General features: G+C 48.0%; 23 protein-coding genes, 1 tRNA gene and 1 pseudogene. 20 read left to right on the plus strand and 5 right to left on the minus strand.

The features are described from left to right. Window positions 1-1208: M48 family metalloprotease (locus A3750_RS19090; RefSeq protein ID WP_068548636.1), on the minus strand; the 1208-nt coding region annotated here is incomplete at its 3' end. Window positions 1209-1326: 118 nt separating this feature from the next. Between A3750_RS19090 and A3750_RS19095 the strand changes: the two genes are divergently transcribed. Together A3750_RS19095 and A3750_RS19100 are read left to right on the plus strand one after the other, a co-directional pair. Then, the gene (locus A3750_RS19095) at window positions 1327-1554 is read left to right on the plus strand and encodes a sulfurtransferase TusA family protein (RefSeq protein ID WP_068457257.1); all 228 of its coding nucleotides are present in this window, start codon (window positions 1327-1329) and stop codon (window positions 1552-1554) included. Between the two features lie 12 nt (window positions 1555-1566). Next, window positions 1567-2643 carry an AI-2E family transporter gene (locus A3750_RS19100; protein WP_068464255.1) on the plus strand — a complete coding sequence of 359 codons (1077 nt, stop codon included), beginning with the start codon at window positions 1567-1569 and terminating at the stop codon, window positions 2641-2643. A 75-nt stretch (window positions 2644-2718) separates the two neighbouring features. Here A3750_RS19100 and bcp read toward each other — a convergent pair whose 3' ends face one another. Both bcp and A3750_RS19110 read right to left on the minus strand, forming a co-directional pair. Beyond that, complete coding sequence (gene bcp, locus A3750_RS19105) at window positions 2719-3192, minus strand: thioredoxin-dependent thiol peroxidase (protein WP_068451334.1); 474 nt, start codon at window positions 3190-3192, stop codon at window positions 2719-2721. A 40-nt stretch (window positions 3193-3232) separates the two neighbouring features. After that, window positions 3233-3772 carry a glycine cleavage system protein R gene (locus tag A3750_RS19110; protein WP_068451328.1) on the minus strand — a complete coding sequence of 180 codons (540 nt, stop codon included), beginning with the start codon at window positions 3770-3772 and terminating at the stop codon, window positions 3233-3235. Between the two features lie 179 nt (window positions 3773-3951). On the opposite strand from A3750_RS19110, the gene dapA reads away from it, so the two are divergent. From dapA to A3750_RS19190, 16 genes are all read left to right on the plus strand, one after another. After that, the gene (gene dapA / locus A3750_RS19115) at window positions 3952-4827 is read left to right on the plus strand and encodes a 4-hydroxy-tetrahydrodipicolinate synthase (protein WP_068451322.1); all 876 of its coding nucleotides are present in this window, start codon (window positions 3952-3954) and stop codon (window positions 4825-4827) included. An 18-nt stretch (window positions 4828-4845) separates the two neighbouring features. After that, window positions 4846-5928, plus strand: coding sequence for an outer membrane protein assembly factor BamC (bamC, locus tag A3750_RS19120; protein ID WP_197475159.1), 1083 nt, complete (start codon window positions 4846-4848; stop codon window positions 5926-5928). Between the two features lie 33 nt (window positions 5929-5961). Further along, window positions 5962-6672: a phosphoribosylaminoimidazolesuccinocarboxamide synthase gene (gene purC, locus A3750_RS19125; RefSeq protein ID WP_068451331.1), complete on the plus strand. Its 711-nt coding sequence runs from the start codon at window positions 5962-5964 to the stop codon at window positions 6670-6672. A 53-nt stretch (window positions 6673-6725) separates the two neighbouring features. Further along, window positions 6726-7496 (plus strand): TIGR04219 family outer membrane beta-barrel protein, encoded by a 771-nt coding sequence (locus tag A3750_RS19130; RefSeq protein WP_068451317.1) that lies wholly within the window; start codon window positions 6726-6728, stop codon window positions 7494-7496. Window positions 7497-7524: 28 nt separating this feature from the next. Further along, entirely contained in the window at window positions 7525-8532 is a 1008-nt protein-coding gene (locus A3750_RS19135) for an NAD-dependent epimerase (protein WP_068548638.1), read from the plus strand. 129 nt (window positions 8533-8661) lie between these two features. Next, a complete protein-coding gene (locus A3750_RS19140; protein ID WP_068548640.1) occupies window positions 8662-9690 on the plus strand; it encodes a DUF2860 family protein in 1029 nt (342 codons plus the stop codon). Window positions 9691-9866: 176 nt separating this feature from the next. Beyond that, window positions 9867-9943, plus strand: a tRNA-Val gene (locus A3750_RS19145). A gap of 307 nt (window positions 9944-10250) precedes the next feature. Continuing rightward, a complete protein-coding gene (locus A3750_RS19150; RefSeq protein WP_068464252.1) occupies window positions 10251-11951 on the plus strand; it encodes an alkaline phosphatase family protein in 1701 nt (566 codons plus the stop codon). Window positions 11952-12008: 57 nt separating this feature from the next. Next, a complete protein-coding gene (locus A3750_RS19155) occupies window positions 12009-13544 on the plus strand; it encodes an arylsulfatase (protein ID WP_068451882.1) in 1536 nt (511 codons plus the stop codon). 103 nt (window positions 13545-13647) lie between these two features. Then, the gene (locus tag A3750_RS19160; protein WP_068451886.1) at window positions 13648-14619 is read left to right on the plus strand and encodes a MoxR family ATPase; all 972 of its coding nucleotides are present in this window, start codon (window positions 13648-13650) and stop codon (window positions 14617-14619) included. Window positions 14620-14637: 18 nt separating this feature from the next. Then, window positions 14638-15567, plus strand: coding sequence for a DUF58 domain-containing protein (locus A3750_RS19165; RefSeq protein ID WP_068451889.1), 930 nt, complete (start codon window positions 14638-14640; stop codon window positions 15565-15567). 79 nt (window positions 15568-15646) lie between these two features. Beyond that, on the plus strand, window positions 15647-16213 hold the full coding sequence (locus A3750_RS19170; protein WP_068451892.1) for a DUF4381 domain-containing protein: 567 nt from the start codon (window positions 15647-15649) through the stop codon (window positions 16211-16213). Then, window positions 16206-17204, plus strand: a complete 999-nt coding sequence (locus A3750_RS19175) for a VWA domain-containing protein (protein WP_197475160.1) — start codon at window positions 16206-16208, stop codon at window positions 17202-17204. The genes A3750_RS19170 and A3750_RS19175 overlap by 8 nt, the downstream gene beginning before the upstream one ends. Then, entirely contained in the window at window positions 17201-18883 is a 1683-nt protein-coding gene (locus A3750_RS19180; RefSeq protein WP_068452522.1) for a VWA domain-containing protein, read from the plus strand. The genes A3750_RS19175 and A3750_RS19180 overlap by 4 nt, the downstream gene beginning before the upstream one ends. Further along, on the plus strand, window positions 18883-20286 hold the full coding sequence (locus A3750_RS19185) for a BatD family protein (RefSeq protein WP_068452518.1): 1404 nt from the start codon (window positions 18883-18885) through the stop codon (window positions 20284-20286). The genes A3750_RS19180 and A3750_RS19185 overlap by 1 nt, the downstream gene beginning before the upstream one ends. A gap of 70 nt (window positions 20287-20356) precedes the next feature. Then, window positions 20357-22666: a tetratricopeptide repeat protein gene (locus A3750_RS19190; RefSeq protein ID WP_068452515.1), complete on the plus strand. Its 2310-nt coding sequence runs from the start codon at window positions 20357-20359 to the stop codon at window positions 22664-22666. 75 nt (window positions 22667-22741) lie between these two features. Here the strand turns inward: A3750_RS19190 and A3750_RS19195 are convergent, their stop codons facing one another. Together A3750_RS19195 and A3750_RS19205 are read right to left on the minus strand one after the other, a co-directional pair. Further along, window positions 22742-23071 (minus strand): DUF6482 family protein, encoded by a 330-nt coding sequence (locus A3750_RS19195; RefSeq protein WP_068452513.1) that lies wholly within the window; start codon window positions 23069-23071, stop codon window positions 22742-22744. A gap of 530 nt (window positions 23072-23601) precedes the next feature. After that, window positions 23602-24543 carry a sodium-dependent bicarbonate transport family permease gene (locus A3750_RS19205; RefSeq protein ID WP_068452506.1) on the minus strand — a complete coding sequence of 314 codons (942 nt, stop codon included), beginning with the start codon at window positions 24541-24543 and terminating at the stop codon, window positions 23602-23604. Window positions 24544-24659: 116 nt separating this feature from the next. Between A3750_RS19205 and A3750_RS19210 the strand changes: the two genes are divergently transcribed. Continuing rightward, window positions 24660-25631 carry a LysR family transcriptional regulator gene (locus tag A3750_RS19210; RefSeq protein ID WP_068452503.1) on the plus strand — a complete coding sequence of 324 codons (972 nt, stop codon included), beginning with the start codon at window positions 24660-24662 and terminating at the stop codon, window positions 25629-25631. A 26-nt stretch (window positions 25632-25657) separates the two neighbouring features. Beyond that, window positions 25658-25915, plus strand: a pseudogene (locus tag A3750_RS19215) (MBL fold metallo-hydrolase); the annotation flags it as partial.

Raw genomic sequence — 25915 nt, forward strand, 5'->3', positions numbered from 1 at the left:
TTATCCTCTTGCGCTCGCGTTAGTTTGATTAAGATGTTTTCCGCTTCCGCGTAGCGTTTTTCGAGGTCATATAGTTCGGCTAGAAGAAGAGCGCTAGGGTAGTTGTTTGGGTTGAACTCAAGAAGCTGCTTTAAGCGCTCGAACGCATCCTGTTTTTTGCCAGCGGAGTATTCGGCTTCTGCCAAAAAGATGCTAATTGCGATCGTCCCTGGATATTTCGTGTGGAGTTCTTCAAAGGTTTTGAGTGAGAAGGAAGGGTCGCTTTCAAGAAGAGCGTACGCAAGACCGAAGCGAGCTGCGTCGACATTTTTATGTTTCCCTCTAGAAATGATTGATTTGTATAGATCAGCGGCTTGTTCTTTTGACTGTGCGTAGTCAACAGTCACAATCGCTTTGCAGATGTGAAAAAGAACGCTGTCTTGATAGGGTTTAACAGGGTACTGCTCGGCCCGGTTTCTCGTGTCGGACACGCGGTTTTCTGAAAGTGGGTGAGTTGATAAATATTCCGGTGGCGTATTGCCCTGCAATCGCGCATTTTTAAGCATTCGTTCAAACATTTTTGGCATCGCGCGTGGGTTGTAATCGGATGCGTACATGGTCTCGATGCCTATGCGGTCAGCCTCCTCTTCGTTTTGGCGTGAATAGCTTAATGATTTTTCAACGGATAGAGCCTGTGTTGACGCGAGCGTAGCGATTCCTGCTTCCGCTCCAGTTGTCGCTGCGATGACTACGGATGCTAAGACGCCAGCAAGTGTTAGTGGTGTGCTGAGTTGTTGCTGTTCGAGCCGTCGAGCATAGTGCCGTTGGCTGAGGTGGGCGAGCTCGTGCGCAATGACGGATGCAAATTCTTGCTCAGATGAAGCGTGCAGAAAAAGCCCTGCATTGATTCCGACTACGCTTCCGGGAACGGCAAATGCATTAAGTTCGGGGCTGTTTAGAACAACAAATCGAAACTCGCGATCGGCAACCGCTGAATAAGGAGCGAGAGAATAAACCAGCTGCTCTAAATATTGTTCTACGACAGGCTGTTCGTAGGTTTGTACTTGCCCTCTAAGGGCTGCGAGCCAGGCATTACCAAGTTGCCGCTCTTTTTCAATCGAGATGATGTTTGAGCTGGCGTTGCCTAGGGTTGGGAGATTATTGTTCGCCAGCGTAAGTGATGAGGCGAATAAAGTAACCAAAAAAAGAATCGGTGCTAAAAAGGGCATTTGTATCGACTTATATTAAACGTAATTTAAGTGTACACAATAAACTAACTTGCTGCGTTGATTCCTAGATGCATTCGCTTATTATGGCCAATCATTAAGAATATGATGTACACATGACATGGTTGATTTTGATTTTTTGGTTGATGCTCGCGGTGAAAGTTGCCCTATGCCGCTTTTAAGGGCAAAGCTCAAGTTGAACGAGATGCAGGAGGGCGAGCGCGTCAAGGTTATGGCGACTGATGCAGGGTCTGTACGCGACTTTGAGGCTTTTATATCGTTAACGCCCCATGAGCTAAAAGCGGAGCATTCGGCAAATGAGTTTGTCTACTTTATCACTAAGCATTAATTTGGAATCTTTATGTTAAACATTGTTCGGTCTTGGATTGACCGTTATTTTTCAGATGAGCAGGCGGTTGTATTGTCTGTTCTGCTGGTAATCGGCTTTGCTGTGATTTTAATGTGGGGGGATATTCTCGCGCCGGTTATTGCGTCGTTGATCATTGCGTTCATCCTGCAAGGGCCGGTCAATATGCTCACTGAGCGAAGCGTACCCAGAGTTATTTCAGTATTGCTTGTTTTCGGCGCCTTTCTCTCCATGATTTTTGCATTGTTCTTCGCAGTGCTCCCCAAGGCGTATTCTCAATTGGAATCTCTTCTCAATGATTTTCCTCGCATCTTGAGCGTTTTGCGACGACATGCGGAAGATCTACAAACGCAGCTGCCAGGTATGTTTAGGGGGGACGAGATTACGATCGCTTATGAGCAGCTCTCTGAGGGCTCGGCGGAAATTGTGCAGTGGGTGTTGTCCAATTCTCTCGCCAGCCTGCCTGTGGTCGTTACCGCACTAATCTACCTTGTTGTTGTACCGATGCTTGTTTTTTTTATGTTGAAAGATAGGGATGTGATCCTTAGTGGGGTCTCTAAAGCTCTACCCAAAAATCGTCGCCTGATTACACAGGTATCGTCGGAGATGAATCAACAATTCGCAAATTATTTGCGTGGTAAGGCGGTGGAGATTCTCGTTGTTGGAATTTGTACTTACGCTGGCTTCTTTGCGTTCGGGCTAAACTACGCTGCGCTGCTCTCAATTCTGGTCGGTTTGTCGGTCGTTATTCCTTACATTGGGGCGGTAGTGGTTACGATCCCTGTGGTGATTATTGCCTTGTTTCAGTTTGGGCTTACTAATGAGTTTTACTACGTGCTTGGAATTTATATGTTAATACAAGCTTTGGATGGAAACGTGTTGGTGCCGCTTCTGTTTTCGGAGGTGGTTAATCTCCATCCAATCCTAATTATTGTTGCGGTGCTGTTTTTTGGCGGAGTGTGGGGTTTTTGGGGAGTGTTTTTTGCCATTCCGCTCGCTACTCTCATCAAGGCAGTGATTACCGCATGGCCTAGAGTGGATAGGCATGCTTTGGCTATAGAAAATAGATAGACCACCGCGACTGATAATTGGAGAGTGAAGCTGTCTAGAGGCTAGTCGCTTCACTCTTGTGGCGTTGATGAGGAGCTAGAGTAGTTGATCCAGTTCTGCGAGCAGATCGTCATGATGCGATTTTGTCTTGAACTTGTTCATGACTTTCAATAACTGCCCCTGTTTGTCGATAATGAAAGTAGTTCTGATAAGCCCCATGAACTCTTTACCCATGAATTTTTTCAACCCCCAGCATCCATACGTTTCTGCAACGGCATGATCCTCGTCGGAGAGTAAACTGAAATTCAGATCATGTTTATCAATAAATTTTGGTAGGCGAGCAATCGGGTCTGGGCTAATTCCAAATGCAACAACATCGCGCTTGTCTAATTCTGCTTTAATATCGCGCACCCCGCAGGCTTGGGTAGTGCAACCTGGCGTCATTGCTTTAGGGTAGAAAAAGAGGACAACCGCTTTCTTTCCGTTGAAATCGTTTAAATTGATGGTGTTGCCGTCTTGGTCGGGCAGAGAAAAGTGAGGTGCTGGCGCGCCGGTTTTAGGATGTGTCAATGTGATCTCCTTTTGATGATTAGCAAAAAGTACGTGCTGCTTAGCGCTGCGGTTCAATCACGGCGTCAAGATTTCGGTCATCACAAAAGTCCATGAACTCATCGCGTAAGCTCGCTATGTGCGTGTCGGCTGGAACCTGAATCAGCATGTTCAGATTAAACATCTGCGTTCCGGTATGTGGGGCTGAGTATGTTCCGGTTACAAGATCGTCGATATTGATGTGCTGCGATGAGAAAAACTGAGCAATCTCATGGACAATACCGGGATTGTCGAGGGCGACCACGTTAACCGTATACGAAAACGCTTCACTCGTTTGGCGCTTGCCCGTTCGTTTCGCAGTGGTTGTTAGCCCTAATTGCTTGGAAAGCTCGGGTAGCGCGTCTTCAAGCTTTGCGATGCTGTCCCAGCTACCTGAGATCATCATGATAATCGCGAATTCGCCTCCGAGTACGGTCATTCTGCTATCCACGATATTGCAGTCGCTTTCAGCACATGATTTTGCCAGTTGATTTACGATCCCAGGCTGGTCCGATCCGATACTTGAAATTACAAGATTGCTGTCTTCGATTGGTGTTGTCATTGTTTTATCGCCACTCGTTACACAATAGATATAGACAGTATAGAGATAGAGCCGATCTTGGCTAGTCTCTGGGGGTGTTTTCGCTTGTTTAATGAGAGCTTGAGCATTAACATACGCGCTGAGTTTTGTAAGGTATATTTTCCTTGCTGATAGCCCGTTCGTTTATTCCGGAGACAAGTATGATTACAGGCAGTATCGTTGCGTTAGCAACCCCAATGCACGGCGATGGCTCGCTCGATTGGGACCGCCTCGACAAATTTGTCGATTTTCAGATTAAGAACGGGACAGACTCTATTGTTGCTGTTGGTACGACTGGGGAATCAGCAACACTAAGCCCAGCAGAACACTGTAAGGTCATTGAGCGCATTGTAGATCGTGCATCCGGTCGAATCCCCATTATTGCCGGTACGGGAGCTAATTCGACTGCTGAGGCGATCGAGCTTAGCCGAGCTGCAAAACGCGTTGGCGCAGACGCCTGCCTTTCAGTTACGCCGTACTACAACAAGCCCACTCAGGAAGGCTTGTATCAACATTTTAAAGCGATTGCCGAGGCGGTTGATATCCCTCAGATTCTTTATAACGTACCTGGGCGTACCGCCGTTGATATGCACAACGAGACTGTCGTGCGTCTCGCCTCTGTAGCGAACATTGTAGGCATCAAAGATGCAACTGGTGACGTGCAGCGTGGCATTGCGCTCCTGAAAGATCTACCAACTAACTTTGCTGTTTACTCAGGTGATGACCCAACTGCTTTCGAGTTAATTCTTGCGGGTGGAAAGGGGAATATCTCGGTTACAGCGAACGTCGCGCCTCGCAAGATGCATGATTTGTGTGAGCTGGCGCTTGCCGGCGAAGCCTCGAAGGCAAAAGCCCTAAACGATGTGTTGATGCCGCTTCACGGGGCGATGTTCGTAGAGTCAAATCCTATTCCCGTCAAATATGCAATGTACCTTTTGGGGCTTGCTGAGAAAGGCATTCGGTTGCCCCTGACAGTACTTGACGAGAAATTCCATGCTCAGTTAGCGAAAGAGCTTGAAGCTGCCGGGTTAGCTTAACCCTCAAATATGGTGTTCATGAAACTATACAGGTGTTTTAGATGCGCACGTAGCGTGGTTGTTGTCGCACTGTGCACTGTGGTTTTAGCCTCTTGTGCATTGATAGGCGATCGATCAAACGAATATAAACAGGCCGAGGAGGGGCGCTCTTTGGTTCTTCCCGAAAGCCTTGCTGAAACAAAATTAAGAGAACGATACCCAATACCAGCTATCGATTCTTCGAGCGTGCCAGACGAAAAGTTTGAGTTGCCGCTTCCGCCTGACGCGACATCATCTTTAAGTGAAGATCCATACGAAGTGAAGACATTTGATGGCGATGCATGGTTGGAATTATCCATGCCGCCGAGTAAGGCTTGGCCGCTGATTGACTCGTTTTGGCTAGAGTATGGCTTGCTTACGCATACGGAGCGTGTTTCCGACGGCTACTTTGGAACAGAAGAGCTTGAGGAAGGTGTTTCGCACGAACGTTTGATCAGCGATTTAGAAAGCACGAGTCATGCGCCGGTTATTATTGATGGCGTCTCGTTTCAAGCAAAGTTAACACAAGGGATTCGTCGTAATACTTCTGAATTGCAGGTTAGGGCGTTTATGCCGAATGTTCCGTCGGAGGATCGAAAAGCTTGGAGTAAGAAAGCGGTGACTCCCAAAATCGAGAGGGCATTGCTCGAGTTGATTGGTGAGACGGTCACTGGAGAGGGCTCGGGTTCTCGGTATTCTCTTAACGCAGTGAATATTGGCGATCAGTCGCGAGTGCGGCTGCTAGAGGATGAGGCTGGTTACCCATTCTTGGAAATACAATTGAGTTTTAAGCGCGCTTGGTCTGAGGTTCAAGATGCACTTGAAGCAAGCCCTGTGGTTGTATCTGGGCGCGACGAGAAGGGCGGGGTAGCTTATATCAGTTATCTTGATGAGGAAGAAATCGATAGCTGGTATACCTTAGAGTCCTCTCTTGAAGAGCAAAAGGCGGAGCGCAACATTGAGCTACGATTCTATCCGGAGGGGCCGGGGGTCATTCGAGTTAGGGCTAAAATGCTCAACGAAGAGCTGGAGCCCGAAAGCGCTCGAACGCTAATTGAAATCGTATTTGAATACATATCATGATCAACGATCTGCGGCATGGAGTTAGAGAAAACGATGCATAAGCAAGAATTACTATATGCAGGAAAGGCAAAATCAATTTACCGTACTGAGGACCCTCAGTTTATGGTGATGGAATTTCGTGATGACACCTCCGCATTTGATGGTGAGAAAATGGAGCAGCTTGAGCGCAAAGGGATGGTGAACAACAAGTTCAATGCCTTCGTGATGGAGAAGCTCGCCGCGGCCGGGATTGAAACGCATTTTGAGCGCTTGCTCTCGGATAACGAAAGCTTAGTGAAGAACCTAGAAATGCTGCCCGTTGAATGCGTCGTGAGAAACCGAGCCGCTGGCAGCTTGGTTCGGAGGCTTGGTGTGGAAGAGGGTGCTGAGCTCAGCCCGCCTACGTTTGAACTATTCCTTAAGGATGATGCGTTGCACGACCCTATGGTCAATACGTCGCTTTGTGTCACATTTGGTTGGGCAACGGAAGCGCAGTTATCCGAAATGAAGCGTCTTACTCTTGAAGTGAATAACGTGCTTTCGTCCATGTTTAACGAGGGCGGGATGATCTTAGTTGATTACAAGTTGGAGTTTGGCGTTGTTGACGGACGAATTGTCCTAGGAGACGAATTTAGTCCCGATGGTTGTCGTATTTGGGACGCTGAGACCTTGAACAAGATGGATAAAGACAGATTCCGTCAAGGCCTTGGTAGTGTTATCGAAACTTATGAAGAAGTTGGCAAAAGAATAGGTATCGAATTCTAGAATCCTGTCTAGACTTAGGGTTGTTTAATTGGTTTTAGCTCTAAGGAATTGTCATGCAAAAAAGTACAGCTCGTTCATTGATCTCAAAACTAGCGGCTGCGCCTCTTCTTGCCGTCGCTGCTCTGCCATTTTCTGCAACTGCAGACGTTCTTGGTGGCGAAGTTACGGTGTCATATTGGGATGCGGCTTACAGCGGAGATGTTACAGATCGTTCAAGTCAGGATACCATTGATCTTGAGGACGACCTGAAACTGGATGGCGGAGGCTTTGTCGAGTTTACCGCGGCTCTTGAACACGCAATTCCGATTATTCCTAATGTTAAAGTTCGCCATATCGATTTAGATGAAACAGCAGACGGTTCGATCTCTGCCACTTTTGATGGCATTGCGTTTTCTGGCGATGTGACGACTAACCTTGATTTATCTCACAGCTCTGCAGTTCTCTATTACGAGGTTCTTGATACGTTTGTTTCTCTAGATCTGGGTCTTGAGGCGCGTATCTTTGACGGCCAGTTGCGCATTGAAGATAAAAGCGGTTCGAACGGCGTTAGTGAAACCAAGATTGATGATACGCTGCCACTTGCTTACGTAGCGGCTTCAGTGGATCTTCCTCTAACCGGCCTGTCTGTAGGCGCTGAGGTTTCTGGGGTAAGCTATTCTGGCGATAAGGTGATGGATGCAAAAGCTGCAGTGCGATATAACATCGGCTTGTTTTTGATCGAGGGCGGCTATCGTTCGATGAGCATCACGGTGGATGATGTGAGTGGTATTGACGTCGACGCAGATCTAAGTGGCGCATACTTAACTACGGGTATTGATTTTTAATTTACTTTTCTGAAATAAGGGCTTGGGTGTGAAAGTATTAATAACAGGGACGGCGGGTTTTATTGGTAATGCACTTGCGATCCGGCTTTTGGCTCGCGGTGATGAGGTAATCGGCCTTGATAATGTCAATGATTATTACGACCCAAGCCTGAAAGAAGCGCGTCTTGACCGTATAAAGGATCATCCAAAGTTTACTGAGGAGCGCATCTCACTCGAAGATCGTCCGGAAGTGGAGCGGGTGTTTGCACAGCATAAGCCTCAGCGGGTCGTTAATCTCGCTGCACAGGCAGGGGTTCGATATTCCTTAGAAAACCCACAAGCTTATATCGATGCGAATATTGTCGGCTTCACCAATATCCTTGAAGGCTGTCGCCATCATAAGGTGGAACATCTCGTTTATGCATCAAGCAGCTCTGTATATGGGGCCAATGAGAGCATGCCTTTTTCTGTGCATGACAACGTAGATCACCCAGTAAGTCTTTATGCCGCGTCCAAAAAATCGAATGAGTTGATGGCTCATACATACAGCCATCTATTTGGTTTGCCGACAACGGGCTTGCGATTCTTTACGGTTTATGGACCGTGGGGGCGCCCAGACATGGCCCTGTTCATGTTCACTAAAAACATCATTGAGGGCAAGCCGATTGATGTTTTCAACTATGGTAAACACCAACGTGATTTTACCTATATCGACGATATTGTTGAGGGCGTTATTCGTACCTTAGACCATACGGCTGAGTCTAACCCAGATTGGTCTGGGACAAACCCAGACTCGGCAACAAGCAAGGCGCCATACCGTATCTACAACATCGGAAGTAACAACCCATGTGAATTGCTTCGCTACATTGAATTGATCGAAGAAAATGTAGGTAAGAAAGCGGAGAAAAACCTCTTGCCAATGCAACCTGGGGATGTCCTAGCCACCTATGCGGACGTCGATGCATTGATCAGCGATGTGGATTATAAGCCTTCCACTCCTTTAGAGCAGGGCGTTGCAAATTTTGTAGCGTGGTATCGAGACTTTTATAAAGTATGAGCCTTATCTTCAATACTCTGTAAGGGTACTAGCCTCTCTCAAGGTTACTGGCGTTGTGTCTTGTCGTTGGTCTTGATTATGTTTGGTTTAAGTTTTAATTGTGATAGTCATTATGCTTGGAGCTAGTCTATGAATCGCATTTGTTTAGTGAATACTGCTCTCGTCTGTGGGCTAACGTTTGAACTTGCGTCGGCAGCCCCTATTGCACCGATCCCGGCCGAGTCGGGTGTTTCCGGATCGATTGTCGGTGGTGTTTCTCAATCAACGTATACGAGCAATCTTGTTGCTGGTCCCGGTGGCGATTCTTCTAGGAAGACCACGAGTAGCTTGTATGAGTCTGCAACTTCTGAGAGTTCAGCTGGGCCATTGTTTACGGGAGAGCTGAACTATACATTCGGTGAATCTCGCACCCAAATATATTTTGGTACGGAGCTTGAGGATTTGGTCCGCTATGATTTGTCGTTTCAGCTGGGTGCTAGAAAAGCGCTATCGAATGGAGGCATCGTTTACGGATCTTTCTTGTTTTCCGGAGTGCCAACTGAGGTGTATACAGATCCGTATGTTGTGAATACACCAAGAGCTCAAACGGATAGAAAATCATCTGGTGCACGAATTGGGCTGCAGAATGCTTTTGGTTCTGGCTTCGGGGCGCAACTAAGTGTTAGGGATGTTTCGTTGGGAGAAGAGCTCTCCGGGACGCAGTTGGTGATCGACAATGTGATCAGTGCGGAAGAGCAGAAACTGCTGAATCGAGAAGGCAGTCATATGGACATCTCATTGAGTTATACGTTTCGTTTGGGTGAGTCGCATTTGATTGTGCCAGAGATTAAAGCTGATAAAGTTGATCTCGATGGTGGTGCCCGTGCTCGTGATCAGATTGGTGCGACCCTCGCGTATTTTTACAATAGTGCGAAGTGGTCTCTCGTAACGACAGCCTTTTTCTCTCAATCTGATATGGATGAGACAAACCCTATCTACGATACGAAAGAGAGTGTCGACAATCTTGGGGCGAGTGTTGTGTTGACTTATAACCAGCTTTTCAATACTGAGGATTTATCGTTGTTTGTGTCTGCAGCAGCGGGTGAGGCGAACTCGAATATCGATTTCTATGATCAGGATCTTGTGAGTTCTTCGCTTGGCGTGATTTATCAATTTTGAACGTATCGCGCATGATTAGTTGCATGGGTATGACTGCAGGACACGGACTAGACCGTTTCTTATCCAGAACAGTCATTGTGTAGATAGAAAACGATGATGAATTGGTTTTTCTACTTGCGCAGTATTAGAGCCTTTGTTACATTACGCGCCGTTCTCGCGACGAGAAAACGAATTACAGGACTATAGCTCAGTTGGTTAGAGCACCACCTTGACATGGTGGGGGTCGGCAGTTCGAATCTGCCTAGTCCTACCAATTAAAAAACCCGCACTTGTTGCGGGTTTTTTATTGGAAAAAATAAGATGAGAACTGCCGAAGGCGAGTTCGAGCCGAGCAGCACCGCTGCGAGACAACGTCGTTACAGAGTGACGACGGCCCGTAGGGAAGCGAAGCGCATAATCTACCGAATTTTATTCTTCACAAGGAGTCAAAATAGAGCGGAGGTTGATCGTATGATTTCCCGACTGTCATAATGGTTCTTTGTCTTGTTTGTTAATCTCTGTTGGTCTATCTTTAGTGGCAATAAAAACTACTCCACTCCACAAATCTTTAGGGAAGATTTATGTCTTTATACCGACTTTCGAAGGATCGTTTTTTGGCCGCTCTCATCGCTGCATTATTCTTAAGCTCGATCGCTTCAGCATCTGAATCCCCCAAACTCATCGTTCAAATAACCATCGACCAGCTTCGAGCGGATTTGCCTAGTCGGTATTATGATCGGTTTGGCGACAAGGGCTTTAAGTTCTTTTGGGAGAACGGCACGGTTTATTTGGATGCGCATCACGCTCACGCGAATACCGAGACGATTGTAGGCCACACCACTTTGTCTACTGGGGCGCAGCCTGCTATTCATGGCATGATCGGTAATATTTGGCTCGACAGGAAGACGGGCAAGACGAATTACAACATCGAAGACCCAGACTTTGCGTTGCTAAGTTCTGGGGCGGATGTAAACGACGATACCGAGATAGACCCCACTCAAAAAGCCGCAAACTCTGAGGGCCGATCTCCTCGGGCAATTTTGTCCTCTACTTTTGCTGACGAATTGATCGCGGCAACGAATGGCGTGGCAAAAGTGTACGGCGTTTCTATTAAAGATCGTGGTGCCGTCGCGATGGCTGGGCATGGGGGAAAGGCGTTCTGGTTTTCAAAAGCAATTGGGCAATTTGTAACCAGTAACTACTACTTCGACGCCTATCCAGATTGGGTCAGCGAATGGAATGCGAAAGGGCTGCCTAATCAGTATGCGAATACGGAATGGACGCTCCTTAACGAACAAACTAGCTACCTTTACGGCGATTCGGATGATCGCGAGTGGGAAACAAACCTCCCGGGCTTCGGTCAAACGTTCCCGCATGCATACGGTGATGCCTCAGGAAAGTACTTCACTACCTTCCTAACAACTAGCCCTGCAGGAGATGAGTTAACGCTCGACTTTGCAAAAACGCTGATCAAGGAAGAATCGTTGGGTAAAGACGACGTAACCGATTATCTGGCGATTAGCTTTTCGTCGACAGATTATGTGGGGCATTTATTTGGGCCATCGAGCCTTGAGGCTGAGGATAACATTTTGCGGCTAGATCGTGTGCTCTCGGATTTGGTTGCGAGCATCGATGAGTCTGTCGGGCTTAAAAATGTCGTTTTTGTACTTAGCGCGGATCATGGCGGCCCGGATACGCCAGGGTATCTTCAATCCAAAGGCATTCCTTCAGCGTATATTGATCCGTCGGCGTGGGAAAAAGACGCTGCGATTGCGCGTATCAAGGCCAAATTCAAGATTAAAGGTAAGTTGATTGAGCAGTACAGCCATCCCTACGTATATTTATCTGATGACGCAGACCAAGGCAGTGATGAGGGTAACCGGCTTCTTGAGCGGGCAGTGGCAAGCGAGCTGCAGAATATGCAAGGTGTTCGTTTAGCGGTATCCAGTCGCGATCTCGCTGAAAATAAAGTGGTTAATGGCCCAATTCATCGAGCTGTTTTGAATAATTTTTATGCGCCACGATCTGGCGATGTTTATGTGGTGTTTGAGCCGAACTGGTTCATAAATGATTTTGATGGCTTACATGTTGCTGCGACGCACGGTTCACCTTGGACCTACGACACGCATGTGCCTATCGTATTCGTAGGTCGTGACATTGAAGAGCAACAAATTATGCGCAAAATATATACGGTTGATGTAGCAAAGACCTTGTCTACACTAGTCGATATTAAGGCGCCTTCGGGCGCATTTGGTGAAGTTCTTTTCGAAGTTTTCGAGTGAGAACAGGTGCCCCGTAGGGTGCTGATATTGAGTCTAAAAACAAAGGGAAGGAAGGTTATGCAAAACGTAAAGCGCTCCATTGCCGGCTTATTTTTATCGATAAGCACGGTAGCGATCGCGGCACCTGAGAAACCAAATATTATGGTGATCTGGGGTGACGATATCGGTATTTCGAACATTAGTGCCTATAGCGACGGAATTATGGGCTATCAGACGCCAAACATTGACCGGATTGCGAACGAAGGAATGCGATTCACTGATTACTATGGTGATCAAAGTTGTACTGCAGGCCGCTCTACATTTATCACCGGGCAGTCAGGGCTTCGCACCGGCATGACGAAAGTTGGTCTTCCTGGGGTCCCTGAGGGAATTCAGGATCGTGATATCACGATCGCTGAAATGCTCAAAGAACATGGTTATGCGACCGGTCAGTTTGGTAAAAACCACTTAGGTGACCGCGATGAGCACCTTCCAACGAATCACGGGTTTGACGAGTTTTTTGGTAACCTTTACCACTTGAATGCAGAGGAAGAGCCGGAAGATCCGGATTACCCGAAAGATCCTGAGTTTAAGAAGAAGTTTGGTCCTAGGGGCGTACTTCATTCTTATGCGGACGGGAAGATCGAAGATACAGGTCCTTTGACTAAAAAGCGTATGGAGCTTGCAGATGAGGAGTTTGTTGCTGCCGCTAAGAAGTTTGTCGATAAAGCGGTTAAAAACAACAAGCCTTTCTTCGTTTGGCTGAACACCACCGGCATGCACTTTAGAACGCATATTGCTGAGAAGAATGTGGGTCTTTCAGGTCAAGGTTTCTATAACGATGTGATGGTACGTCATGATCAGTTGGTGGGTGAAATGCTTGATCAACTAGACGCCTTGAAGATCGCAGATAACACGATTGTTATGTACTCAACGGACAATGGGGTTCACTTCAACACGTGGCCTGACGCTGGTATCACGCCTTTCCGTGGTGAGAAAAACAGTAACTACGAAGGTGCGTACCGGGTACCTGCGATGGTTCGTTGGCCTGGAAAGATCAAGGCGGGCAGTATCTCTAATGAGATTATGGCGCACCTCGATTGGATGCCGACCTTCGCTGCAGCTGCCGGCGATTCAAACCTGAAGGCCGACATGCTGAAGGGTAAAGCGTTCGGCAAGAAGAAATCGAAGATCCATCTTGATGGCTATAACTTCCTTCCGTATCTCACTGGAGAAGTAAAAGAAGGTCCGCGAGATGTCTATCACTACTTAAACGATGAAGCATTCCCAGTTGGTATCCGTGTTGGTGATTGGAAGATGACTTACGCAGAGAACCGAGGAAAAACCATGGCACTTTGGACGGAGCCGTTCACAATGCTACGTATGCCTAAGGTGACTAATTTACGGCGTGATCCTTGGGGTCGTGCAGAAGAAAACTCAAACTCGTACTATGATTGGATGATAGACAAAGCGCCTTATATCTATCTAGGCCTATCGACGACTGCCGAGTTTCTTGCGACGTTCAAAGAATACCCGCCAAGCCAAAAGCCGGGTTCTTGGTCGGTTGAGGCTGTTTACGATATGTTCGTAAGCAAATCCGGAGGCGAGGAATAGTCTCCCGTTCGTTAGCAAAACCCGCTTTATTGGCGGGTTTTGTTTTTATGATGCTTATTTTACTGACTTAAATACGCCTTTTTTGGCGCATTAGGAAACGGTTATGTCTGAATGTCTAAACAACATCAAAGCACTTCGCGCAGCTATGGAGCGTGCAGTGATTGGCCAGAGTGATGTTGTTGAAAAAATAATTATCGGTTTGTTATGCAACGGCAATATTCTTCTTGAGGGATTACCCGGAACCGCCAAAACACGATCTGTGAAAAAGTTAGCCAGTGTCATCGATGCGACATTAGGCCGAATACAGTTTACCCCAGACCTTCTTCCATCCGACGTTACCGGTACCGAGATTTATCACTCAGATGGCGATCAAGAAAAGCTCACGTTTCAAAAAGGCCCAATTTTCGCGAACTTGGTGCTGGCTGATGAGATAAACCGAGCACCAGCAAAAGTACAGTCGGCTTTGTTAGAGGCGATGGAGGAGCGACAGGTTACCGTAGCCGGTAAAACCTATCGGCTTCCTGAGCTGTTCATGGTTCTAGCGACGCAGAACCCGATTGAGCAGGAGGGGACCTATCCTTTGCCGGAGGCTCAGATGGATCGCTTCATTATGAAGGTTAGGGTTGATTACCCAGAAGACGAGGCGGAATTATCGATTATCAGAATGCTCCGAGATGAGGAGAATTTTAGTGATCAAGAGCAAGCCTTAGTGGTTCCTCAGAACAGTATTTTTGAAGCGAGAAAACAAATCGGGCAACTCCATGTCTCAGAGAGTATTGAGAAGTACATTGTTGCGCTCGTCATGGCGACACGACATCCTGAACGTTACGCAGATAGCGCGTTAAGACAATGGATAAGTGTTGGCTCAAGTCCACGCGCGACGATCAACCTAGATCGCGCATCTCGCGCTTTCGCTTGGCTTAACGGTAAGGACTTTGTTGATCCGGATGATGTCCGTTCTGTTCTCAAGCCTGTCTTACGGCATCGCTTAATTCTCAGTTATGAGGCTGCGGCCGAAGGGGTTAGTTCTGATGCGGTGGTGGATGAGCTAATTAAGCAGGTCGCGGTAGCTTAAGGGGCGGTAAGCGTGTCGATGGTAGACAAACACAAAGACTCCAAGGTTTATGCAGATTTTGATCTGCTGATGGCCATGCAGCACAAAGCGGCTGGTTTGAGCTTTTTACCTCGCCACGCAGTTCAGAGCATTTTGTCGGGGCGCCATTCCTCCAAGCTCCGTGGTAGAGGGTTAAATTTTGAGGAGCTTCGGCATTATCGTTCCGGGGACGATATTCGCACCCTGGATTGGAAGGTGACCAATAGAACCAAGAAGCCTCATGTTCGCGTCTATACGGAGGAGCGGGAGCGACGCGTGTTGATGATTGTTGATCAGCGTATCTCAATGTTCTTTGGCAGTAAGGTGAGAATGAAGTCAGTTGCCGCTGCCGAAATGGCAGCTCTCTGCGCTTGGCGTACGCTTGCAGTTGGCGACCGAATCGGCGCCATATTATTTAACGATACCGATATGAAGCAGATCCGACCACAACGTTCTCGAGCGACGGCACAGCGTATACTTTTTGAATGCACGAAGATGAATCACAGCTTGGATGCAGTTCAAAAGAAAGCTCAGAATGAACAGCAGCTTGCGAACGCGTTGTTGGAGGCAGAACGCCTTTGTGGGCATGACTGCCTTGTGGTTGTAATTAGTGACCTAGCTGGCTGGTCCGACGACGTGCTGGGATCGATTCGCAGATTGAGCGTCCATAATGACGTAATCGTACCATTTGTATTTGACCCCTTAGAAAAACACCTTCCCGAGAAAGACTCTTTGGTGGTGAGTGATGGGAGCATGCAAATAGAGGTCGATGGTCGGAAAAAATCGTTAAAGGAGAAGTTTACCGCGGAGTTCGCCGCTTCGTTTGAATCGGTTCAAGACGAATTGAAGAAGTACTCTGTGCCAGTAATACCAATTGATACCGTTGCGCCCGTAGAAGAGCAATTGCGACATGCGCTAGGCTTGTCTTGAACACTTTAGGTATTCTTTTAAATTAGAGCTTCGCATGAATTCAACCCTACAAAGAGATTAAACTGAGCCTGGAATTCTAATGGAAAGTGTCGACGAGTCGTTCGCAAATACCTTTGGCAACTATATTCTCCACGGCATTAACGAAGTAGTGCTTCCGCAAAGCGTATCATGGTTTCCGCAAACAATCGGTTGGCAGATTATGTTCTTCGTGGCGTTGCTTTGTATTCTCGTTAAGTGCGCTTCGCTGCTTATTCGTTGGTATTACAACCGTTACCGGTCCGAGGCATTAAAGGTGTTGGATGCAGCGGCGGCGTCAGGAGATAGGCTGGAGTTGTCCCGTAAGCTCCCAGAAGTGTTAAAGGCCACAGCCTTACAAGCCTACTCACGCGAAATGGTCGCACCGCTTTCGGGTGATGCATGGGTGGCTTTTCTCAACCGAACGTCCCCAACGCCGTGTTTTGATTCCGAGACTGGCAAACTACTGGCGCGCCTTGCGTATGAGCGCGTAGATAATCTGTGTTTGAGCGAGACCCAGCTTGAATCGTTATTGGTTGCGGTAAAGCATTGGATAGAGTCGCATCAAACAACGATTCCACGCGTTCGCGATGTATTGCGTCACACTCTATTTGGGCGAGTCGATGCTTGAGCTTGCCTATCCACTAATGCTCTTTGCATTACCTCTTCCGCTTCTCGTTTATTGGCTGTTGCCAAGTTATAAACAACAAAAGAGTTCGGTTAAAGTCCCTTTCTTTAAACGCGTAGTGATGGTTTCTGGTGAAACACCCTCGCAAGGCGCTGTTATCGCATCCCGAATGCTTGTCCAAAGAGTGTTTCTTGTTTTGGGTTGGGTGTCGATTGTGTTCGCGTTGGCGCGTCCAGAGTATGTCGGTGAGCCGGTTGTGATTGAAAAAGCGGGCCGTGATCTTATGGTTGCAGTCGACTTGTCCGGGTCAATGGAAGCAACAGATTTTCTAGATGGAAAAGGCCAGACCATTGATCGATTGAGCGCGGTCAAACAGGTACTGGAAGAGTTTGTTGCTCAGCGAGAAAACGATCGACTTGGTTTGATCGTGTTCGGTGATGCGCCTTTTATTCAGGCACCTTTCACCGAAGACCATGCTGCATGGCTGACTTTGCTCGACGAGACAGCAACAGGCATGGCTGGGCAGAGTACAGCCGTAGGGGATGCAGTCGGGCTTGCGATCAAGGCGTTTGAAGGCAGTCGTTCGGAAAACAAGGTCTTGCTCGTCTTAACTGATGGAAACGATACAGGAAGTAAAGTACCACCGATTGATGCCGCAAAAGTGGCGAGTAATTTCGGTATTACGATTTACACCATCGCAATTGGCGACCCGACAACTATGGGTGAAGAAGCGCTAGATGCGGAGACGTTAGAGCGAATGGCAGAAGAAACCGATGGAGGATTTTATCAGGCGCTTGATCGTGAATCCTTATCTGAGGTCTACCAGAGAATTAACGAATTGGAACCGGCGGTATTTGATTCGATAAGCTTTCGACCGAAAACCAGTTTGCACCATTATCTCTTGGGATTTGTCGTGCTGATCTACGTCCTACTTTTTGTTTTTATGACGCTTCGCTTTGAAGGTCAAAGAAAACCGACCAGAGGTAATGGATGATAGATCTTTCAATGCTTGCAGCATTTCATTTTATTCGTCCTTGGTGGTTGGTCGCACTTATTCCATTGGCCTATACGGTTTGGCGTTTGCGACTTAAACGAGACCAGAGCGCGCAGTGGCAGCAAACGATTGCCCCGCACCTCTTAAAAGCTTTGACGGTCGGGGGAGAGCACACCCGATGGCTTTCACCACTGAATGTGAGTGCTGCGGCTATTTTCATCGCAGTGATTGCCGTGGCCGGCCCAAGTTGGGAGCGTAAGCCGTTACCCTATGTGCAAGACGAAGCACCGTTGATCATTGTCTTGTCATTGGCAGAAAGTATGAATCAGTCGGATGTTCAGCCATCTCGGTTGCAACGCGCACAACAAAAGATCAGTGACTTGCTGACGCTTCGAAAAGGCAGCAAAGTCGCCATCATCGCTTTTGCTGGCACTGCACACCTGGCGGTACCACTTACCACAGACCCTGATATTGTTTTTCAATTTTTGCATGCACTGAATTCAGGGATGATGCCAACAGAGGGAAGTATTCCCGAAAAAAGTATTCCGTTGATCGAGGCGGTGAAAGGTCCTGATTCGCCGCCAGCAACGATTCTCCTGATTGCTGATTCAAGCTCTGCAAATGCGCCAGAAGCATTTAACGCGTACTTGGAAGGGACTGCTGATCAGCTAATCGTTTTCGGAATTGGAGCTGATGCACCTTCATCTGATAGTGGCGCGAGTGATACCGAAAGCCTTTCGTTGCCGTTTAATCCTCGGTCTTTGGAAGCGCTGGCGGAAGCAACTCGCGGTACCTACGTTCAGCTTAGTTTTGATAAGCAAGATATATCCCGAATAAGTAAAAGCGTGGAGCAGCACTTGGCATTGGTGGATGACGATAATCGGCCCTGGATCGATGCGGGATATTATTTGTTGTTCCCCTTTGCTATGTTGTTTTTGTTCTGGTTTCGAAAGGGTTGGACGCTGCAATGGTGCGCAGTGGTGCTCGTGAGTTGGTCTTTGCATGTGCCGCCAGTACAAGCACAAGAGCCTCAAAATGCGCACGAGTCTTCGGCGGTAGTCGCAGAAATTGCGGCTAAAACGACAGTTCTGGGGAGAGCGTGGTCGGGATTTCTTCAGTTATGGTTTACGCCGGATCAACTAGGTCGAATTTACTTTGAGCTGGGGGATTTTAGCAAGGCGGCTTATTATTTTGAGGATGTTCGTTGGAAAGCGTCTGCTTACTACTACGCAGAGAATTTTTCGAATGCAATTCAGCTTTACAGTGGGCTAGAAGCGCCCAATGACCTTTTTAATCTTGGTAATGCTTTCGCGCAGAATCAAGAATACATTAAGGCGCTAGAGGTTTATGAGAAGGTTCTGGATCTGGATCCGGAATACGTTAGGGTCAATGCGAACATCGAAATCGTTCAAGCAATCGTCGATGAGATTAATTTGATGAGCGCTAACCAACAGCCGGAGTCAGGGGAGGATATTGGCGATTTAGGGGATGAGCCGCAGCGAGCGGATGGTGCCGAGCGACAACAGCTGCCAGACTTCGAGCGCAAGCAGCTCAGTGCAGAACAGATTCTGTCGGACGAACGAATCCAAGATCAGTGGTTGAAACAAGTACAACAAGACCCTTCCCGGTTTTTGCGGGTGAAGTTTCAGATGCAGCTCAATCAGCAAGGAGGTGAATAGTGCGTCTTCAATCGGCCCTTGCGACAATAAGCTGCGCATTTTGGCTGATGCTGTGGAGTAGTTTTATCGCCGCCAAGTCGATCGATTTAGAAGTCAGGGCGTGGGTCGAACCATCAGAAGAGATCATTGTTTCGCAGCAAGTTATTTTGAACGTTGAGGTATCGACGTCTAGTTATTTTGTTGGCGGCACACGCTTACTACAGCCGGAAGTCTCAGACGCGATCGTGTTGCGGCGGGAATCCTTTGCCGTCAACTCTACCAAAAGGATAAGCGGCGAGACTTGGGCTGTGCAGCTTTGGACCATGACAGTTTATCCTCAACGCGAGGGTCGCTTCGAGATTCCACCGATCGACATAGAGACAACGGTTTCGGGCGAAGATGGGCAGCCCACCAAACTGTCTGCACGTTCTGCAGAGGTTTCGTTTGAGGCGAATGTGCCATCCGGTGCGCCGCAAGATGCTCAGTGGGTAGCAACTACAGAGTTCTCAGTTGAAGAGCACTTTGATCGTGATTTTGATAGTTTAGCGCTCGGAGACGCGATTAGTCGTACAATTACTTTTCGTGGCGATGATCTTGCAGCGATGATGCTCCCTGAATTGCGCTTCGACCGAACGCACGACGGGCTTTCTATCTACCCGACACCTCCTGAACTGAGCGACAAGGTAAATCGCGGTGACTACCTGGCTCAACGCATTGAGAAAATCACCTACGTGGTAGAGAAACCCGGACGGTTTACCATCCCAGAACGACGTTTTCATTGGTTCGATCTCGGTAGTCGCACATTTAAGGTTGAGGTTTTGCCGGAGCAAACCATTACCACCGTTTTGAGCCCTCGTTACTATCTACGCTCTGCTATTGAGTCGACGGTCGACTTCATGTCAGAACGAAGCGTGTTTGATTGGATCTTGTTGGTTGTTTTTATCTTTGCCTGCTATCGATTGAGGACGCGATTTAAAGCGCTGCTTCGTGCTTACCATCGCGACAAAGCGAATAGAAAAGCGCGGCGTGATTTGGAGTCGAGGTTTGTTGCTGAATGCCGTTCTTCTAACTTCATCGAAGCGGCGAGGCTGCTATACCGTTGGCTTGACTTGCGAGCGCAAGCCGATGACCACGCTAGACCTTCAAAAGGCAGTTCCGACAATCGCATTGAATGGTCGAACGGTAATGGTGTAATGCGTGAGTTTATTGACTCTTTTAGAGGGGAATCGGACGAGCAGTCCGTCAGTGCGGTGCTTGAAGCGTTCGAGTCTTTGATGGCCGAAGCGTTTGATAAAGCACAAAGAGCGTCACCGGCCTCGGATAGAGGCGTTTTTAAGCGCATGATTCGAGAGCTTGCGACGCTGGAATCACGCAAGAAGCGCTCGTTGCTGCGCTTGAAGCAAATTAACTTAACGCTAAATTGACAAGCTGAGCCAGCTCCATCCATGATGCTCTAAAAATAAAGAGAAGAAACCAGAGAAGTAAAGAAAAAGCATGAAAACCCTTGTATTAAGTGTCGTCAAAAAAGCGCGGCAAAGTCTTACGATAATGCGCTGCTTGTTCGGCGAAAAAATCCCTTTTTTGCTTTTACTTTTACTATCCTCAGGCCAGATGTTTGCTGAGGGCAATCAACACATCAAAACATTTGTTGGCAGCGCTGTGTGCGCGAGTTGTCATAACGCCGAATATACGTCTTGGGCTTCCTCCCATCATGCCCAGGCGATGATGCTGCCGACTGATGAGTCTGTTGTTGGAGATTTCTCGGGCGTCAGTTTCGAACATGATGGCGTTGTTTCTACCTTCTCCAAACGTAAAGGGGACTTCGTTATTAGCATTGATGACGGGGTTCAGGTGTCGTTTGAGGTTGCCTACACGTTCGGGATTTTTCCTCTTCAGCAATATTTGATAAAGACTGACGGTGGTCGCTATCAGGCCTACGATGTGGCTTGGGATGCGCGTTCAAAAGAAGACGGTGGGCAACGCTGGTACAAATTACTTCCAGATGAAAATACCGGACCTGACAGCCCATTCCACTGGTCACGTCACACTCAAAATTGGAACTCACGTTGTTCAGATTGTCACTCGACGGGTGTCGAACGAGGTTACTCCACTCAGACGAACACGTTTAACACTACGTTTTCTGAGTTAAACGTTGCGTGTGAAGCATGTCATGGGAAAGGGAGCGAGCATGTTCGTCTTGCTCAAAAAAACGGACTGCCAAGTGCGCAGTTTGGCGGATTTGATATGAGTTTGGCTCCGACGTCGCAGTTCAGATTTACCGATGATCGTGATATTGCTGTTCCTTTCGGGACACCTTCTCAAGCTCAGGTAAACGCATGTGGTGGATGTCATTCGAGACGCCAGCTTATTGGCGCAGTGGACCCTGCCGACGATTATCACAACCAATATTTACTGCGCCGCTTAGAGTCTCCGTTATATTACTATGATGGACAGATTCGGGATGAAGTGTTTGTACTTGGTTCTTTTTTACAAAGCAAAATGGCGAATGCAGGCGTGCAATGCAGTCATTGCCACGAACCCCATTCAGGTAATTTAAAAGTTGAAGGCAATGGCGTGTGTACTCAGTGCCACAAGCCCGCAGTGTACGATGTGCCCGAGCATCATAAGCACCCAATGGAAAGCGCAGCAGCGCAATGTGTGACCTGCCATATGCCGGAAACCACTTATATGGAGGTGGATGATCGGCGAGACCACTCTTTTAGGGTGCCGCACCCTCGTGCATCTGAAGTCGCCGAATCACCGAGTGTATGTAAAGACTGCCATAAAGCACAGTCAAACAGCTGGGCGCAAGAACATGTTGATCAGTGGTCAAAAGAGAGACCGTTTAACCCGTACGCAACACTTAGCGCTAAAATACAGAAAGCAGACCCCTTGATTCTTCGCCCTTTGGTCGAGTTCTTGGCGTCTGATGCGCTTCCGCCCATCAATAAGGCTACATTGCTTGCCAGCACAGGGCGAGTGCCTTCAAGGCTGACGGCAGAAACATTACAAGAGAACATAAGCTCGGTGGATCCTATGGTTAGGGCGGCAGCGATTGACGCCAGTGACTTTATACCGATTCAGCATCGCTATGGGATCTTTAGAGGTCTGATTAAAGATCCTTCGGCAACCGTTCGGTTTTCGCTTGCGCGACAATTAGCTGGTTACGAGCGGTCACTTTCGGGGCAAGCGCGTGCTGACGTCATGACGTTGTTAAATGAGTACGAGGATCAATTGCGTCTTTCTGCAGATTTTCCTTCGGGCCAACTCGCGCTTGCAGATTATTATCTGCGAAGAGGTATGGTTGAACGCGCATTTGCCGCATTTGATCAAGCTTTGGAGATAGAGCCCGATTTTGCCGCTGCTCTGCTCAATAAGGCGGATCTTTATCGATCTATTAGTGACGAAGAGAATGCAGAGCTTACCTTAAAGCAGGCGATTAAAGTCGCGCCTGATAGTGGAGCTGTTCAACATAGCTACGGACTAAATCTCGTTCGTTTAGGGCGAAAACAAGAGGCCTTAGAACATTTGCGCCTTGCTACGCAGCAAGTCGACGCCAATTCACGGTTTTATTACGTGTACGCAATCGCATTGGACGGTCAGGGAATGCCGGATAAAGCGCTTGCCGTATTGCAATCGGCGAACGAGCAATGGCCCAACCAGTACGATGTACTACTGGGTATTGTTACCTTTTTGGAGAAGATGGGACGAGCCCAGGAAAGTATGAAGTATCTTTCTAACCTGAGTGCTATTGCTCCCAACGACCCAGCCGTCCGTGCTCGCGTTCAGCAGCTTTCCCAATAAGCGTCCGAGCGTACCTTGTGGAAGTGGTGGCATAGCCTACTGCGGCTTTGCGATCACTTCTGTTGCTTGCTCAATCTAAGCTCGACTTGTTAGTGTTTCTGTTGTGATATCAATAATGAGCTTGTTTGAGGAAGAGGCCGAAGCGCTGTCTGGCGTCGAGTGTCCGATCATTTCGTCATAGGCGGAATGATGTTCCAGGCTGACTGAATCAACGATGATGTCGTGCAGTAAATCGGTTAATGCATTTGGGTGACGCTCCGTTAGATAGTTGCCGGCCTCATCAGTCAGTAAAATCTCTTGGCCGTTCGATCGTGCCACCATTCGATAAATCGAACCTTCGAAGGATTGGACGACGACTTGCGGGGGAGTTGGTAGGTGAGCTAATTCTTTAACGCGCATTTTCATAAGCATTCTCCGAGTATGGATTCAGTAAGCGAAGCAAATGATCGTGAATCTAAAAGACTTACGTGGCGCGATATCGCTTGGATCGTTTAAAAATTCAATGGCTCGTCTTTTTGGCCCAACAAGTCCGCCTTAATTAAGTGTTTTGAAAATAGATAGTCGCTATAAAACATCTTTGGGGTCGAATTCGAAGTCGCCTTTATTTTGGTTTAGTGTTTGGCGACAGGTATTGGCAATGAGTTGTGCGTTTATCTCCCAATAGGGCACCGAAGATACGGGGAGGAATCCCTCCTTTTTCAATGCACTCATAATGGCATTGCGAGCACCTTGTACCTGTCGCAACGAATGAAATGGACCTTGCGCTTTTATCCTTGTTGGCGGTTTATTGTCGATCCCAGCTAAGCACACAAGCATGAATGTGCTGTCGTCGCGGCATTTGATATGCAGTTCGGTGCGTGAAGGGGGTTCGTCTCTCAGCAGGACTCTTGCGGCGGAGTTTCTTGTATCATCGCTTGCGTCATACTTAAGGTGCATCAGGTTATAACAAGCTGAATAATTTGGTGGTAAATGGGGATACCAATGATGACATTGAACGGGAAAGTGATCCCCAATGACATCAACATTGCTAGCCCAATATTCGCATCGGGGATAGCCGCGCGAATGGCTGCTGGTGCGGCAATATAAGACGAGCTTGCTGCGAGGGTCGCCAAGATAAGAACAGAGCCCGCTTGTAACCCCAGCAGCAAGCCCAGAGCAATGCCAAGTTGAGCAAGTACTAAGGGCGCTACTAAGGCAAATAGTAATGCCTTCCACTTTTTCCATGGAATTGGTCTAAGGGTTTCAGCTGCCGTTAGACCCATTTCCAGCAAGAATAGGGCAAGTACGCCTTTGAATGCACCGGTCAATAACTCCGTAACGGCTGCCCCTTCCTGTGGACCATACATGAAACCAATGCATACACCGCCGACGAGTAAAATGACGCCTCTGTTGGTAAACGTTTCGTGCCAGAGTGCTGCGCTGCTTCCCGCGTTGGCAGCAGGATTTGCCTTGCGGAACAAAGCCAACGCCACGAGAATTGCGGGCAGCTCAAGCATCACGAGGTAGAGTGTCACCTGAGGATCGTACGCGATTTGTGCCGTTTCAGTGTAAGCAAGGACGACAGCAAACGTTCCTGCGCTTACGGAACCATAATGTGCTGCGATACTTGCGGTGTCGGCATTATTAAGGCGCACCACGTACTTGAGCAGGGGCATGATCGCGAGCGGTATTAGCGCTCCCAGTAATGCCACAGCGATGAGCTCCAGTAAAAGGGAGGCATCCAGCGACCCATGAAGTACCATGCCTCCTTTGAGGCCGATGGTAAGCATCAATAATAAACTGAGGGTGTCGTAGGCTGCTTTCGGAATCTCGAGATCTGAACGAACGACTCCCGCCACCAGACCGAGCAAGAAAAACATCACAACAATATCAGGCATGACTCTGTTCTCTCCAAACCGCAAGCGCTAGGTCTTTAAGATATGAGATTAAACTCATAAGATACAATGATTCAATGTTATCTTATCTATAACCTAATCTTCTAGGATGTCATGTCATGGCACTGTCAGTCCAAAAACTATTGAATCGTCTCTCATTGCGCCAACTTCAAATTTTTTCTGCGGTTTATGAGCAGAGTGGATATAGCAAAGCGGCTGATTTGCTGGGTCTTTCGCAACCAGCGGTGAGTGCGCAGATTAAGCATCTTGAAGAAGCGCTCGACGTGAAGCTGTTTGAGTTTGTAGGGCGCAAGCTTTACCGTACGCCGGCGGCTGAGAAAGTCCAGCAAAGCGTTTCTCTTATCTTCGAGGAGATACAGCGTTTACAGCATGAATTGCACAGTTTAGAGGGGCAGGTTTCCGGCGATTTAACGCTCACGGCTGTCAACACGGCCCAGTACATAACACCGTATCTACTAAAACCGTTTCTTGATCGATACCCTTTAGTGAGCGTCCGTGTACATGTTGTGAACCGGGCGCAGGCGATCGAGCGTTTAAATAGCAATCAGGGAGATTTGGTAATAATGGGGATCGTGCCAAGCGAAAAGCCTTTCGCGTCTTTGCCGTTTCTCGACAACGAGCTCATCCCGGTAATGGCTCCAACACATGTTCTAAATACTGAAGACAAGATCACGGCTGAGCAATTTCTTGAATCGGGCGTGCTTGTGCGCGAGAGGGGCTCGGGAAGTCGCTTGGCGTTAGAGCAGCATTGTCATGAGCATACACTCAAATTGCGTTTGAGCATGGAGTTTGGCTCCAATGATGCGACCAAACATGGGGTGTTAGCAGGGCTAGGTGTTGCGGTCTTACCTCGACTAAGTGTTACTAGCGAATTGCGACTAGGCACGCTTGTATCCCCGGAGATTGACGGGTTTCCCATAAAGCGGGCATGGTGCTTGGTCCATCCTTCGGCGAAAAAACCTTCTTCGGTCGCTCAGTATTTTCTGGACTTCGTTGCCGATAATCAGGGGAGAATTGCAGAGGCCTTTCGTCTTGCAGGGGTAGAAACGGACCGTGTGATTTTCGAATAGAACGACAGCCTCTAAGGAACATTTGGGTGTTTGATAAACCGGTTAAGCAAGATGGGCTTTACTTTTTGCCCTTGGGTGGGACGGGGGAAATAGGGATGAACCTAAACCTCTATCTGCACAATAACCATATGATCATGGTCGATTGCGGTTCAATGTTTCAGGACCCTGACGGCGTGCTTCATCCTCGTCTCGATGAATTTATCGTACCGGATACGCACTTTGTCGAGGAAAACCGCGGCGCACTGCAAGCGATTATTCTGACGCATGCCCATGAAGATCATATT

It is taken from the genome of Oleiphilus sp. HI0079 (genome assembly GCF_001635105.1).